We start from the raw sequence: 14,056 nt of genomic DNA, 5'->3' as shown, positions 1-14,056 counted from the left end.
TGATTTTTAATAAAGACAACAATTTGGCTGCATAGGTGTTTAACTTTGGCATTTATATTTGAATTTAACATAAGCTTTAATAATGACGAAGGAAAAAGTATTGGATGCGTTAAAAACAGTATATCATACTGGCAATGAAAAAGATATTGTAAGCGCAGGTATTGTACAGGATCTGACTATCGAAAAGTATTATATTTCATTTAGCCTTATTGTTGACACCAACGATGCGGACCTCAGGTTAAAGCTTAAGAGTGAAGCCATTAAAGCTATTAAAGAACAGGTTAATAAAGACGCGATCATAAAAGTAGCATTTCAAAATAAGCCTGTGGCAGATACCGTTTATGAGCAGGAGCAAAACGCGCCCCTTTCGGGCGTAAAAAAGGTAATTGCGGTGATAAGTGGTAAGGGCGGTGTAGGCAAAAGCACGGTATCCGCCAACCTGGCACTGGCACTGGCAGAATCCGGCGCCAAAGTAGGCCTCATGGATGCAGATATTTATGGCCCCAGCGTTCCCATTATGTTTGGCGTACGCGGAGAGCGTCCCTTAATGAAAGATGTAAATGGCAAAGGAGTCATTGTTCCGCTGGAACGATTTGGTATCCGGCTCCTGAGCATTGGATTATTAGTAGATGAAAGCAAGGCCGTGGTGTGGCGCGGCCCCATGGCCAGCAGCGCTATCCGCCAGTTTGTTACCGACGTCGACTGGGGGAACCTGGATTACCTGATCGTAGACATGCCTCCAGGCACCGGAGACATACACCTTACCCTGCTTCAAATGATCAAAGTTTCGGGCGTTGTGATTGTAAGCACCCCGCAGGATGTAGCGCTTGCGGATGCTAAAAAAGGTATTGCCATGTTCGGCCAGGCCCAATTAAATGCAAGAATACTGGGACTGGTAGAAAACATGAGCTACTTCACACCGGCCGAACTACCTGATAATAAATATTACATTTTCGGCAAAAAGGGTGCTCAAAAGCTGGCCGAACAATACGAATTGCCCTTCCTGGGAGAAATACCTCTGGTGCAAAGTATCCGCGAAGGCGGGGATATCGGCATCCCGGTAATGGTAAGTGATGATGAAGTGAGTAAAAAAGCTTTCAGGGATTTGGCGAGCGAGGTAGAAAGCCGCGCCTGACAACATTTTTAGTAGTAGTTGTTTGCAAAAGATCGTACAGTCCTTCTTTTGCAAAAAGAAGCTGGCCAATTTTAAGATCAGACCAGCCTGGTTTTACCTGATAGGTGAAAACAGGAATTCCATTGTTTACTGCGCAATCAACATAGCAGGTATCAATGTTGTTTTCCGCTATAGCCTCTACATCTTTAAGCTGGTGTAAATGAGTTGAAATTAAGAATGAAGAAGGTTTAAACCGGGCTAGTCCATTGATTGTAGCTTTACTAACCTCAATAGCATCTTCGATATTGGTGCCTTTAAAAAGTTCGTCGAAAATGGCAAAACATCTTACACCTGCGATTGCCTTTTCTACGACCTCCTTCAATCTTACTATTTCCAGCATAAAATGGCTGTAACCATTCATCATATCGTCGTAATGATTGATAGAGACCGTAATCAAATTGTAGAACGGCGTTTGCACTGCAGTTGCAGGAACAGCCATACCGACATGTGCCAGGTAAACACAAATACCAATTGCTTTTAAAAAGGTAGATTTCCCTGACATATTAGGACCCGTTAGCAACAAAACGTTATTCTTTCCAGAAAAATCATTCTTCACAGGGTTTATCAAAAGAGGGTGATAAACACCTTTAAGTACCAGGCCCCGCTCTTCAAAAACAGGGAAACAAAATCCATATTTCAATACAGATTTACTAATTGATACATACGCCTCGAAAACGGCAAAGTGTTTAAAAAAGCGTTCTATCTCACCATTCTTCTGCTTCTCCCCAATAATCCGGGCTAAAGCTTTCTGATCTTTTTTCTCAAAAGAGTCTTCCTTTATCCGCCCTTCATAATAGTTCAGATTAAATGAAGTAAAAAAATCATATAGTTTTCTAAGTTCTGTCTTATAAGCTTCGGGGAAAGGTTTTGTATCCAACTTCTTTACATAGTACACTTCAATTTCTCTGAACAATGTAACCAGCTGAATCAATGCTGACCGCGCGCGGCCCGTATCTCGTTTAGAAAAACCTATCCTAAGCAAAAGTACATTAGCATGACCTGCTTTATCCTGGCTATGCAGAAATTCATATACTTCATAAAAATCCGACTTCGAGTAAGAGTAGTTGGCTAACACGCCCTCATTAGTCATAAATCCTTTTACAATATCTTGCCGCTCCAGTATACTGACAACAGAATTCAGCGGTTTCCGGAAAAGTTCGTGTAGTTGTTCTTTTGCAAAATGATTTACAGTAAAATCGAACAAAGGCAAAATTTCTTTTTCTATGCTTAAATCTTCTATTGCATTCATTAGTCTTGGTTTTGGATAGATCAGTTATTTGTTTTCAGCACTACACTCAAACCTGCAGTACGCGAAGCTATATCAATAGAAGGTCGTATACCGAATGTAAGATCGTCTGATACATCAAAACGACTTAAATGGGCATCAACCGTTGCATCTACGACATTCAACCCCCAGGCAACTAGAAAGTATATACCCGAATAAACCATATTCTTCCTTGAATCATCCCGAATACTTTTTAACGTTTCAAGTCCCTGCCCATTACCCAGATATAACTTTACTACCCGATCCAATGCGAAATAACCGGTTGAATCTTTGCGATAACTGCCATCACTCATTAAATAATTACCAACCCTAACGCCTGTCTGAAATTTTTTGTACCAGTTAAGATAAGAGATCAACAAACCGCCGGTGAAACCCAATGCGCTGTAAACAACCGGCACCTTCCATGCTTTTCTATTATACACCTGTCCCCAGCCGGGCAAAATGGCCGAGCGAATGGCCGCCTTATGCGGTATGCGTTCTTTTTTGGTTTTAAACCCGCTGTCTTTGTGTTGAGCTATTAGCAAATACGGTAGAAGTAGCAATGCTACAACGGTAAGGGTTAGTCTTGTTTTTGTGTACATGTAACAAATAAAATGTACAAATACTTTATGCTAAGTTAAAGTGGCCTTACCTCCATGCTCTTTAACAAAACACTGTCTTATGCTTAACATCATTTCAATAAAAATAAAAACGCCCTACAAAGTAGCGCGTTTCCAATTCTGCCAATATATGTTTTACAAACCCAACACCTCTTTCATCGTAAAAATTCCTTTTTTATCTTTCAGGAATTCTGCTGCTACTACGGCACCGAGAGCAAATCCTTTTCGGCTATGAGCTGAATGCGTAATGGTGATATCATCGATCTCTGAAGAATAACGGATCGTATGCGTACCGGGATCAGGATCAATCCTTTTACTAACAATCAACAGTTCACCGGGTTGAGGCGTTACATCATTTACCCACTTCGTCATTGCCTGGTAGGTCTCCATTACTCCCTCGGCTAATGTAATGGCGGTTCCGCTGGGCGCATCCCGTTTTTGAGTGTGATGTATTTCCTCTAAAGACACATTATATTCTTTATGAGGATGCATTAATGCTGCCAGCTTTTTATTCAGCTCAAAAAATAAATTCACCCCCACACTAAAATTACTGGCATAGATAAAGGCCCCGTTGGCATCTGAACATAATTGTTCAATCTCCGGCATTTGATCCAGCCAACCGGTGGACCCGCTTACAAGAGGCACTCCCAACTCAATTGACTTCCTGATATTTTCATAAGCGGTATGCGGTCCGGTGAACTCAATGGCAACATCTGCCTTCGCTATATTTTCCTGATTAAAATCTGCGATATTACTCTCATCTATCTTTAAAACAATCTCATGTCCTCTTTCCAGTGCAATGGCTTCAATGGCTTTCCCCATTTTACCATAGCCGATCAATGCAATCTTCATAATTTCAATTAATATTTTATAGCCGGGTTTATTTAACTTTTAATACCAAACTAATGCCTGCTGTTTGCGCCATTTCACTGTAGCCGGGGTGTATTTTAAACGTCAGGTCGGGAGATACATCAAAGCTGCTCAAATGAGCCCCCACTGCAGCTTCCACCACATTTAGGCCCCATGCAATAACAAAATAGATGGCTGCATAGTCCACATTTTTCCTGAAATAGTCCCTGTTAGTACGTAAATACTCCGGCTGAATGCCCTGGCTTCCCTCAAAAAAAACGCGCTTCAGGCTTTCATACACCTTGCCATATGCAGCACCTGTCAATGAATCTTTCCCCTGCTGTATGTTGATGGCGACCCGGTATGCATATTTGGTACGGTTATACCAGGTTATATTGTTAACGAATATGCCACCGGTAATACCCAACGCGGCATAGATAACCGGTACTTTTACATACCAGAGCTTCTTATTATAGATCTGCCCCCAGCCTGGCAGAATAGCAGACCTGATTGCCGCTACCCTCGGGATGCGGGCATTGGGGTCTCTTAGCTTGGCGCTATCTGTTTCCCTGAAAGCGGGGTTTTTAATAGTGGGCTTTGGTACAGAGTCCTTTGCAGCCATTAACTGACGTGCAACTGTGGTATCAACAGTTTGCGCATGGGCACCACCCACCTGCAATAGTGTGTATAATAAAGCAGAAAGAAAAAGTTTTGTAACTACATGCATGGTGCAAATAAAATACAGATTAATCTATTGACACGTTAAAGTTAGTCGATAGACACGTTAAAGTTTTGCAACAGCTTATTGAGCTCTTCTACGGAATAATAATCAAAGGTAATCTGCCCGTTGCCCTTGGAGCTATGTTTCAACTTTACACGCGTATCAAACTGAGTTGCCAGTTTATCCTCAATACGCTGAAACGGGGCTGACAAGCTGCTTTTGGCCGGCTTCTTCGCTGCGCCGCTTTCTTTATAAAGGTTTCTTACGAGCTCTTCGGTTTGCCTTACAGACAATCCTTTTTCTTTAATTTCTTTATATATGAATAACTGCCTGTCTACTGTATCTACATTGATCAACGCACGTGCATGGCCCATTGAAATGACGCTGCTTCTCACTGCCAGCTGAATATCGGGCGGCAGCTTCAGCAACCTGATAAAATTGGCAACCGTGCTCCGGTCCTTACCCATTCTCTCCGCAACCTGGTCCTGCGTGTATTCCAGCTCGTCCATCATACGTTTGTAGCTTAAAGCTACTTCTACCGCATTGAGATCTTCGCGTTGTAAATTCTCCAGCAGGGCCAGCTCCAGCAACTCGGCATCATTGGCCTGCCTTATATAAGCCGGCACTTCTTTTAACCCCGCTATTTTTGAAGCACGCAGGCGGCGCTCACCCGCAATCAACCTGTATTTGCCGTTTGCCATTTTGGAAACGGTAAGCGGCTGAATGATGTCATGGATCCTGATCGATTGAGCCAACTCCTGTAATGCCTGCTCATCAAAATCAGTACGCGGTTGCTTAGGATTCGTCTCTATTTCCGACACAGGTATCTTGGAAATATTAGTTGCTGCCTCTACTACTGTTTTTTTTAGATCCCCGGTACCACTTTTCAACTCCGCGTCAATACTGCCCAGCAGCGAACGGATACCTTTTCCTAGTGCGTCTTTATTCGATTTTTGTGTAGCCATTTTTAGTTGATATGTTGACAGGTTTAAAAGTTCACAGGTTTATCCTTTTCAACTTATCAACCCTTCAACTTGTTAACTTATTCTAATATTTTCTCCTCGTTTGGAATTTTTGTAAGGTTATTCTTTTGTAAGATCTCTTTAGCCAGGTTTAAGTAGTTAACCGAGCCCTTACTATTGCCATCGTACAAAATTACCGGCTTGCCAAAGCTGGGCGCCTCGCTCAGTTTGGAATTCCGATGAATAATCGTGCTAAACACTAATTCATCAAAATGCCGGCGTACCTCGTTCACCACCTGGTTGCATAAACGCAGACGGGCATCATACATAGTCATCAATATCCCCTCAATCTTCAGATCCATATTAAGGCGGCTTTGTACGATCTTAATAGTATTCAATAACTTTCCTAGTCCCTCCAGGGCAAAAAACTCACATTGAACCGGCACTACCACCGACTGGGCAGCAGTTAAAGCATTTACGGTGATTAAGCCTAAGGACGGAGAGCAATCGATCACGATAAAATCATAATTATCCTGTACCGCCGCCAGAATTTCCTTCAGCACCGTTTCCCTGTTGGGATAATTGATCATTTCTATTTCAGCTCCCACCAGGTCAATATGCGAAGGAATCAGATCCAGGTTGGGAATGTCGCTTTTCAGTATAACGTTTTGAGCCGGGGTTTGATTGGCCATACAGTCGTAGAGGCTCTGCGTTATATTTTGCAGATCAAAACCCACCCCCGTGGTGCTATTTGCCTGTGGATCAGCATCTACCAGCAACGTTCTATATTCCAGCACTGCAAAACTGGCAGCCAGGTTTATAGCAGTTGTGGTTTTACCTACACCACCTTTTTGGTTTGCAACTCCAATTATTTTTGCCATAATTTCTTACCCGCGAATAAAGATTAATAAAGTGAAAAAACTCACCGATCGCGGCGAAACGCAAATGTAAACTTTTTGGGTCAACTGTTAATTAGATTGTGTCCTCCGGATCGTACTTCTTCGTTATTATTTAAAGGGATTTCCTTCTTAAAACGTCTACCAGTATATAATTCTGCGATTTTCTCCTGTAAGCCTGCTGGCCGGGAAGAAATTCCACCTATTTTTTGTTCATCTTATGTGTAATTCATGAATAAAAAATTTGATGTACGTTTGATGACAAAATAATATATTCAATATGCGCAATGGGCCTTTCTGGTGGATACTTATAGTTGCCATGATACTGATCGATTTGTACGTGTTCTTTTCTGTTCGGTCACTGTTTGTTTCCAGCACCAAAGGCCGGTTTATTTTTACGGTGGCTTATTGGGCTTTTTCAGCAATTGCGCTCATTTTACTAATATTCGTGCTACCCTATTTCCAGGCCAGCGAGCAACATAAGGCGCTGAGAAGCATTCTTTTTGTGTTGGTATTTGCGTTGTTCCTGGGCAAATTAATAGGAGCATTATTCTTCTTTGTAGACGACCTGCGCAGGGCGGTGCAATGGATCGCCGGCAAAATATTTTCCCCTAACAATGAAATTAGTGAGATTGCAGGTACAACCGGTGACCGTATATCCAGATCGTCATTCCTGACCTGGCTGGGCATTATCTCCGGCGGTACCATGTTTTCTTCTTTTATTTATGGCCTGAGCAACAAATACAATTACCAGGTAAAGAATATAAAAATCCCCTTTGCCAACCTCCCCGCTGCTTTTAAGGGTTTAAAAATTGTGCACATTTCCGATATCCATACAGGCAGCTTCACCAATTATAAGGCAGTAAACAAAGGCATTGATCTTATTTTGAGCCAGAACCCCGACCTGATATTATTTACCGGAGACCTGGTAAATAACAAAAGTGATGAAGTGGGTGAATACCAGAAAATATTTGGCCGCCTCAAAGCTCCAATGGGCGTTTACTCGGTATTGGGGAATCACGATTATGGCGACTATGTACAATGGAAAACGCAAACCGAGAAAGCTGAAAACCTGGATGCACTGAAAAAGATACACGCGGATATGGGTTGGCGGCTGTTATTGGATGAGCACCTGCCCCTGGAAAAGGACAATGCTACCATTGGCCTGGTTGGAGTACAAAACATCAGCGGCCGGGGCAGTTTCCACAGCTATGGAAGCCTTGCCAAAGCCATGCAGGGGGCAGGCAATTACCCATTCAAGATACTGATGAGCCACGACCCCTCACATTGGGATACCGAAGTAAGTACAAAATTCACCGATGTCGACCTCACCTTAAGCGGTCATACCCACGGCATGCAATTTGGCGTTGAAATTCCCGGTTTCAGGTGGAGCCCGGTACAATATGTATATAAACATTGGGCCGGCTTATATGAACAGCAGCAACAAAAACTTTATGTGAACCGTGGATTCGGCTTCATAGGGTATCCTGGCAGGGTGGGTATCCTTCCGGAAATTACGGTAATCGAACTGGCGTAGACAAGCACGAAAAAACTTACATTTGTTTTTTTAAAACCTCACCCTCTAAACTAAAAACAAATGACCAACCGTGTCTTTATCATTGCTGTAGTAGCCTTATTCTCCACCCTGTCCGTTAAGGCCCAGTTTCATATTGGTGTAAAAGCGGGTGTTAACGCCGGAAAAATTACCGGTAAAAGCTTTAAGGAAGAGTTTAACTATAGCTACCTTGCGGGTGGATTTGCCGAAATTGGCCTGGGCGACAAATTCAGCATTAACCCTGAGGTGCTGTTTTCGCAAACAACGGCTACTACCGACACCTCATTTACGAATACCCTTCCTAACTTTAAAAACGACCAGTTAAAAGCCAAGCTCAACTACCTGTCTATCCCTATTTTGGTTAATATGCGCCTGTTTGGCCCTTTACATATTGAAGCGGGTCCGCAATTTGGCATTATCATGAATAAAGATAAAAAGTTGCTCGATAACGGTAAGGACGCCTTTAAAAAAGGCGATTTCTCCATGGTGGGCGGCGCCAGCCTTCATATCAGCGCGTTTAGAGTAGCGGCCCGCTATGTAATAGGGCTCAGCGACGTAAGCCAGGTAACCAATCAGGACCAATGGAAAAACCAGGCGCTCCAGCTAAGCGTGGGAGTAGCTTTTTAAGCAGTAGCAGTCCATTACCTTCGGGTCTTCCTTTTATAACATTTCGCCAATCTTTTTTTTTCTGCGACAAGTTTTCGGTATTAAGCGGCATGGCATTAATATTGCCGCTTAATATACCCTTTCATATATGAGCTTAACCGGTATGGTTATAAAGCTATTATATGACAGTTTGTCTCAAAAATAAATATTATGGATTTTAGCAAAGTGTTTTTGAAGCCTGAAGATGATATGGATTTTATGCCGATACTTCCGCTTAATGAAAATGAAAATGACGACAGCCAGGATATTATTCCTGACGAAATAGCTATACTACCGCTTAGAAATACCGTTTTATTTCCGGGAGTAGTTTTACCCATCACGGTTGGACGTGACAAAAGCATCCAGGCTGTAAATGATGCCTACAAGGGTGATAAACTGGTAGGCGTGGTAGCCCAGAAAGATTCGAATATCGAGGAGCCGGGAATTGATGACCTGGAAAAAATAGGGTCGATCGCAAAAATCATTAAACTGATCAAAATGCCTGATGGCGGCACTACTGTTATTATACAGGGCCGCAGTAAGTTTTCGATCGACGAGATTACTACTGAAGACCCCTATTTCAAAGCCAGGACCAGCCGGGTAACCGAGAACGAAGTACCTACTGACGGGGATTTTGAAGCCTATATATCCAATATAAAAGATATTGCTACCAATATCATTCAGCAGTCGCCCAACCTGCCTTCCGAAGCAACGTTGATCCTTAAGAACATTGAAAGCCCTGTTTTCCTGATCCACTTTGTAAGCAGCAACCTCAATACCTCTATTCAGGAGAAGCAAAAGCTCCTGGAACTAACAGATATCAAGCAGCGTGCTGTAAACCTGATGGAACTGTTGCAAAAAGAGCTGCAGTTTGTAGAACTGAAAAACAAAGTAACTAACAAAACCCGCACGGAGCTTGATAAACAACAGCGCGAATATTTCCTTCAACAGCAACTTAAAAGTATTAAAGAAGAATTAGGCGGTGATTCCAACTCCCAGGAAATAAAAGAAATGCAGAAAAAGGCAGAACTTAAGAACTGGCCTGCTACTGCTAAAGAAGCTTTCAAGAAAGGGATCGAGAAGCTGGAAAGAATGCACCCCAGCACACCCGACTATTCAGTAGTGTACAACCATGTGGACCTGATGCTGGACCTGCCGTGGAACGAATATACCGATGACCAGTATGATCTGAAAAATGCGCAGAAAACCCTGGACAATGATCACTATGGTATGGCAAAGATCAAAGAGCGGATATTGGAATACCTGGCTGTTTTAAAGTTGAAAGGAGACATGAAGAGCCCGATACTATGCTTTTTTGGTCCTCCCGGTATTGGAAAAACTTCTTTGGGCAAAAGTATCGCCAGCGCACTGGGACGTAAATACATCCGTTTAAGCCTGGGTGGCCTGCATGATGAGAGTGAAATACGCGGGCATCGTAAAACCTATATTGGCGCTATGCCGGGCCGTATACTGCAATCTTTACGCAAGGCCAAGAGCAGCAACCCGGTGATTGTATTGGATGAAATTGACAAAGTGGGTAACGATTTCAGGGGAGACCCCAGCAGCGCTTTACTGGAAGTTTTAGATCCGGAACAGAACAATACTTTTTATGATAATTACCTGGAACTGGAATATGACCTGAGTAAGGTATTGTTTATTGCCACTGCTAATAACCTGCAAAATATTCAGCCTGCTTTAAGAGACAGATTAGAGATCATTAACCTGAGTGGCTATGCCATTGAAGAAAAAATAGAAATTGCCAAGCGCCACCTGGTGCCCAAGCAGAAAGAAATGCATGGCATCCCTAAAAGCAGCTTCAAAATTGGCGATAAAGTATTAGAACGCCTGATTGCAGACTATACACGGGAAAGCGGCGTACGTGAACTGGACAGAATGATAGCCAGCATTATGCGTAACAGGGCGAAAAAAATAGCCATGGAAGAAGTATTGAACACCTCCCTGTCGGCGGAGGAACTGCAACAGATACTCGGCAAGCCCAAATATAGCAGCGATCTGTACAAGGCAGTAAATACTCCCGGTGTAGCCGTGGGACTGGCGTGGACCTATGTGGGTGGAGATATTCTGTTTATTGAAGCCAGCCTGAGCGATGGCAAGGGAGATCTTAGCTTAACAGGTAACCTGGGAAACGTGATGAAAGAAAGCGCTACTACCGCTTTAAGCTACCTGAAGTCGCATGCAGCTCAATATAATATAGATCCTGCTGTTTTCGGCAAAAAAAGCATACATATACATGTTCCGGAAGGAGCAACTCCGAAGGATGGCCCCAGCGCAGGTATTACCATGATGACCGCTATTGCGTCGGCGCTGACAGGCAAAAAAATCAAGCCCTTCCTGGCCATGACCGGAGAAATAACTTTACGCGGGCAGGTATTGCCGGTTGGTGGTATCAAGGAAAAGATACTGGCGGCTAAACGCGCCGGACTTAAAGAAATTATCCTGTGCGCACAAAACGAAAAAGATGTAGCGGAGGTAGAAGCATCTTTTATTAAAGGATTAAAATTTCATTACGTAGACAAGATGGAGGAAGTGCTTACCATAGCGCTGCAAAACAAATAAATCTGGGCCGGCCTTCAAGCCGGCCTTTTTCATGCATATTACCGTACTTTTTAAAACTGCAGGCCGGCGCATACAATTCTAAAATATACTCTTTACATTGCGAGATAAGATTTTATTTATGAGCATTACGAGTTACCGGCTTACCTGTTCCTGCCTCTTACTATTCGCATGTATTGTTAGTGTACATGGCCAGCAATATATATACAAAGACAACACCCAACCCGTTGAAAAAAGGGTTGCCGATCTTTTAGCACGCATGACGCCGGAAGAGAAATTCTGGCAGCTCTTCATGATTCCGGGCGACCTGGATGATGCAGGCCCAAATCAATATAAAAACGGTTTATTCGGCTTCCAGGTAAGTGCCAAAGCAAAAGGCGATGCAGCTGGCCAATTGCTTAGCTACAATACACAGGAAGATGCCACTAAGGTGATCCGGAAAATCAACAGCATTCAAAAATATTTCGTTGAGCAAACCCGGCTGGGCATTCCTATGATTGCATTTGATGAAGCACTACATGGTTTGGTAAGAAGCCAGTCTACCGCTTTTCCCCAGGCAATAGCCCTTGCTGCCACCTGGGACACAGCAATGGTACACCGTGTAGCATCTGATATTGCCAGCCAGGTAAAAGAAAGAGGTATCCGGCAAATATTGTCGCCTGTAGTAAACATAGCCTCCGATGTTCGCTGGGGACGCACGGAAGAAACTTATGGCGAGGACCCCTATCTTACCAGCGCCATGGGTGTGGCTTTTATGAGCGCCTTTGAGCAAAAAGGTATCATCACCACGCCCAAGCACTTCGTGGCCAATGTAGGCGATGGAGGCCGGGATAGTTACCCCATCCATTTTAATGAGCGTTTCCTGCGTGAGATCCACTTTCCCCCTTTTATTGACGCTATTAAGAAAGCGGGCGCCCGGTCTATAATGACAGCTTATAATTCGCTTGACGGAACCGCAGCCTCATCTAATCATTGGCTATTGATTGATAAACTTAAAAAAAAATGGGGCTTTAAAGGATTTGTTATTTCAGATGCCAATGCGGTGGGTGGTGAAGCCGTATTGCATTATACAGCCAAAGATTATGAAGAAAGCGGCGCTCATGCTATTAACGGCGGACTGGACGTGATCTTTCAAACCGACTACGAACATCATAAATTATTCATGCCCGCCTTTTTAAATGGTAAGATCGACCAGTCCCGTATAGACGATGCGGTATCACGGGTATTGCGCGCCAAGTTTGAGCTGGGACTTTTTGAAAACCCCTATATACCCGAAACATCCAATAATCTGCAGCTGCTTCGGCAGGGTAAGGCAACCGCTTTGGAAGCGGCCCGTAAATCGTTTGTATTACTTAAAAACGAACAGCGCGTATTGCCGCTATCTAAAAACATACAATCACTGGCAATTATTGGAACCGATGCCATAGAAGCCCGGCTGGGAGGCTATGCAGGGGAAGGCTTTAAAAAGATCAACATGCTGGACGCAATTAAAGAGAAACTGGGTAATAAGACACAGGTATATTATGCAGAAGGTGTTGACCGACAGGATAGCAGCTACCGGGTGATTTCAGGACAATATTTATCTAATAATGGAAAGCCGGGCCTGAAAGCGGAATATTTTTCAGGACGAGATATGTCAGGAAAACCCAGCGTGGTAAGAACCGATGCTGCAATTGACTTTTTATGGACACTGTATGCTCCTGATGCGAAACTGAATCGCGACTTTTATGCGGCGCGCTGGACCGGTACTTTAACAGCTCCAAGAACAGGTAATTATAAAATAGGCATTGAAGGCAACGATGGTTACCGGCTTTATATTAATGACCAGCTGCTGGTAGATCAATGGCAAAAGCTATCTTATCATACTACATTAAAAAATTACAGCTTCGAGGCCGGTAAAAAATATACTATTAAAGTAGAATTTTATGAAACCAATGGCAATGGAGGCATCCGGCTGGCATGGGATGAGGGCAAGCCGGATAATACCTCGCAAAAAATAAAGGATGCGGTGGCGGCAGCGCAAAAAGCAGATGTGGCCGTTATTGTAGCAGGCATTACCGAAGGCGAGTTCCTGGACAGGGCGATGCTTAGTTTGCCCGGCAAACAGGAAGCCTTAATACAGGCAATAGCGGCTATCGGCAAACCGGTTGTAGTGTTATTGGTAGGCGGAAGCGCCATTACTATGCAACCATGGGCCGATCAAGTAAAAGCCATTGGCCATACCTGGTATGGGGGTGAAGAAGGTGGAAGAGCCGTTGCCGATGTGCTCTTTGGAGATTACAATCCGGCAGGACGATTACCCATTACTTTTCCGGTGCATGAAGCGCAACTACCGCTAGTTTACAACCATAAGCCAACAGGACGGGGTGATGATTACAATAATCTTTCAGGACAACCCCTGTTTCCATTTGGTTTTGGACTCAGCTATACCCAATTCGAATACAGCAACCTGGTGTTGGATAAAAAGCAGATCAAACCATCAGATAGTATCCGCATTCAACTCACTGTAAAAAATACCGGCACAAGGGATGGCGACGAGGTTGTTCAGCTATACCTGCGCGACGAATTAGCTTCTGTGGCCCGCCCCGTTATGGAACTAAAAGGATTTCAGCGCATACATTTAAAAGGAGGCCAAAGCCGGCAACTATCATTCGTTGTATGTCCTGAACATTTATCCATGCTGGATAAGGACTTAAGACCTGTGATTGAACCGGGTTCATTCCGCATTATGATCGGCGCTTCGTCAAAAGATATACGACTAAGAGAAGCATTCGAAGTAAAGTAAGCTATTGTAAC

11 protein-coding genes are annotated in these 14,056 nt (G+C 43.6%); 5 read left to right on the top strand and 6 right to left on the bottom strand.

Annotated elements, in window-relative coordinates; genetic code table 11:
* The first annotated feature begins 82 nt into the window (after positions 1–82).
* Positions 83–1,135, top strand: coding sequence for an Mrp/NBP35 family ATP-binding protein (locus U0035_RS17875; RefSeq protein WP_114791674.1), 1,053 nt, complete (start codon positions 83–85; stop codon positions 1,133–1,135).
* On the opposite strand, the gene U0035_RS17870 is transcribed toward U0035_RS17875, so the two are convergent.
* From U0035_RS17870 to U0035_RS17845, 6 genes are all read right to left on the bottom strand, one after another.
* On the bottom strand, positions 1,098–2,423 hold the full coding sequence (locus tag U0035_RS17870; RefSeq protein ID WP_114791675.1) for a MutS-related protein: 1,326 nt from the start codon (positions 2,421–2,423) through the stop codon (positions 1,098–1,100). The two genes, U0035_RS17875 and U0035_RS17870, sit on opposite strands and share 38 nt — an antisense overlap.
* Before the next feature lie 20 nt (positions 2,424–2,443).
* Complete coding sequence (locus U0035_RS17865; protein WP_114791676.1) at positions 2,444–3,040, bottom strand: DUF5683 domain-containing protein; 597 nt, start codon at positions 3,038–3,040, stop codon at positions 2,444–2,446.
* A gap of 153 nt (positions 3,041–3,193) precedes the next feature.
* Positions 3,194–3,910, bottom strand: a complete 717-nt coding sequence (gene dapB / locus U0035_RS17860) for a 4-hydroxy-tetrahydrodipicolinate reductase (protein ID WP_114791677.1) — start codon at positions 3,908–3,910, stop codon at positions 3,194–3,196.
* Between the two features lie 28 nt (positions 3,911–3,938).
* Entirely contained in the window at positions 3,939–4,634 is a 696-nt protein-coding gene (locus U0035_RS17855) for a DUF5683 domain-containing protein (RefSeq protein WP_114791678.1), read from the bottom strand.
* Between the two features lie 41 nt (positions 4,635–4,675).
* On the bottom strand, positions 4,676–5,593 hold the full coding sequence (locus U0035_RS17850) for a ParB/RepB/Spo0J family partition protein (protein WP_114791679.1): 918 nt from the start codon (positions 5,591–5,593) through the stop codon (positions 4,676–4,678).
* A 77-nt stretch (positions 5,594–5,670) separates the two neighbouring features.
* Positions 5,671–6,471 carry a ParA family protein gene (locus U0035_RS17845; RefSeq protein WP_114791680.1) on the bottom strand — a complete coding sequence of 267 codons (801 nt, stop codon included), beginning with the start codon at positions 6,469–6,471 and terminating at the stop codon, positions 5,671–5,673.
* A 295-nt stretch (positions 6,472–6,766) separates the two neighbouring features.
* Here U0035_RS17845 and U0035_RS17840 point away from each other — a divergent pair, with 295 nt between their 5' ends.
* From U0035_RS17840 to U0035_RS17825, 4 genes are all read left to right on the top strand, one after another.
* Positions 6,767–8,023, top strand: coding sequence for a metallophosphoesterase (locus U0035_RS17840; protein ID WP_114791681.1), 1,257 nt, complete (start codon positions 6,767–6,769; stop codon positions 8,021–8,023).
* A gap of 60 nt (positions 8,024–8,083) precedes the next feature.
* The gene (locus U0035_RS17835) at positions 8,084–8,668 is read left to right on the top strand and encodes a porin family protein (RefSeq protein WP_114791682.1); all 585 of its coding nucleotides are present in this window, start codon (positions 8,084–8,086) and stop codon (positions 8,666–8,668) included.
* 189 nt (positions 8,669–8,857) lie between these two features.
* Complete coding sequence (gene lon, locus U0035_RS17830; RefSeq protein WP_114791683.1) at positions 8,858–11,263, top strand: endopeptidase La; 2,406 nt, start codon at positions 8,858–8,860, stop codon at positions 11,261–11,263.
* 118 nt (positions 11,264–11,381) lie between these two features.
* Positions 11,382–14,045: a glycoside hydrolase family 3 N-terminal domain-containing protein gene (locus U0035_RS17825; protein WP_114791684.1), complete on the top strand. Its 2,664-nt coding sequence runs from the start codon at positions 11,382–11,384 to the stop codon at positions 14,043–14,045.
* Positions 14,046–14,056: the final 11 nt, after the last annotated feature.

The sequence above is a fragment of the Niabella yanshanensis genome, assembly GCF_034424215.1.
GTDB lineage: Bacteria > Bacteroidota > Bacteroidia > Chitinophagales > Chitinophagaceae > Niabella > Niabella yanshanensis.
The sequence above is the reverse complement of the archived record's forward strand: the minus strand, read 5'-3'. Positions and strand labels throughout refer to the sequence as shown.

Bases quoted from the DNA above. Each gene is read 5' to 3' on its own strand.
- U0035_RS17855 (WP_114791678.1), bottom strand. From the start codon at position 4,634: ATGCATGTAGTTACAAAACTTTTTCTTTCTGCTTTATTATACACACTA.
- U0035_RS17840 (WP_114791681.1), top strand. From the start codon at position 6,767: ATGCGCAATGGGCCTTTCTGGTGGATACTTATAGTTGCCATGATACTG.
- U0035_RS17875 (WP_114791674.1), top strand. From the start codon at position 83: ATGACGAAGGAAAAAGTATTGGATGCGTTAAAAACAGTATATCATACT.
- U0035_RS17870 (WP_114791675.1), bottom strand. From the start codon at position 2,423: ATGAATGCAATAGAAGATTTAAGCATAGAAAAAGAAATTTTGCCTTTG.
- lon (WP_114791683.1), top strand. From the start codon at position 8,858: ATGGATTTTAGCAAAGTGTTTTTGAAGCCTGAAGATGATATGGATTTT.
- U0035_RS17845 (WP_114791680.1), bottom strand. From the start codon at position 6,471: ATGGCAAAAATAATTGGAGTTGCAAACCAAAAAGGTGGTGTAGGTAAA.
- U0035_RS17865 (WP_114791676.1), bottom strand. From the start codon at position 3,040: ATGTACACAAAAACAAGACTAACCCTTACCGTTGTAGCATTGCTACTT.
- U0035_RS17850 (WP_114791679.1), bottom strand. From the start codon at position 5,593: ATGGCTACACAAAAATCGAATAAAGACGCACTAGGAAAAGGTATCCGT.
- U0035_RS17835 (WP_114791682.1), top strand. From the start codon at position 8,084: ATGACCAACCGTGTCTTTATCATTGCTGTAGTAGCCTTATTCTCCACC.
- dapB (WP_114791677.1), bottom strand. From the start codon at position 3,910: ATGAAGATTGCATTGATCGGCTATGGTAAAATGGGGAAAGCCATTGAA.
- U0035_RS17825 (WP_114791684.1), top strand. From the start codon at position 11,382: ATGAGCATTACGAGTTACCGGCTTACCTGTTCCTGCCTCTTACTATTC.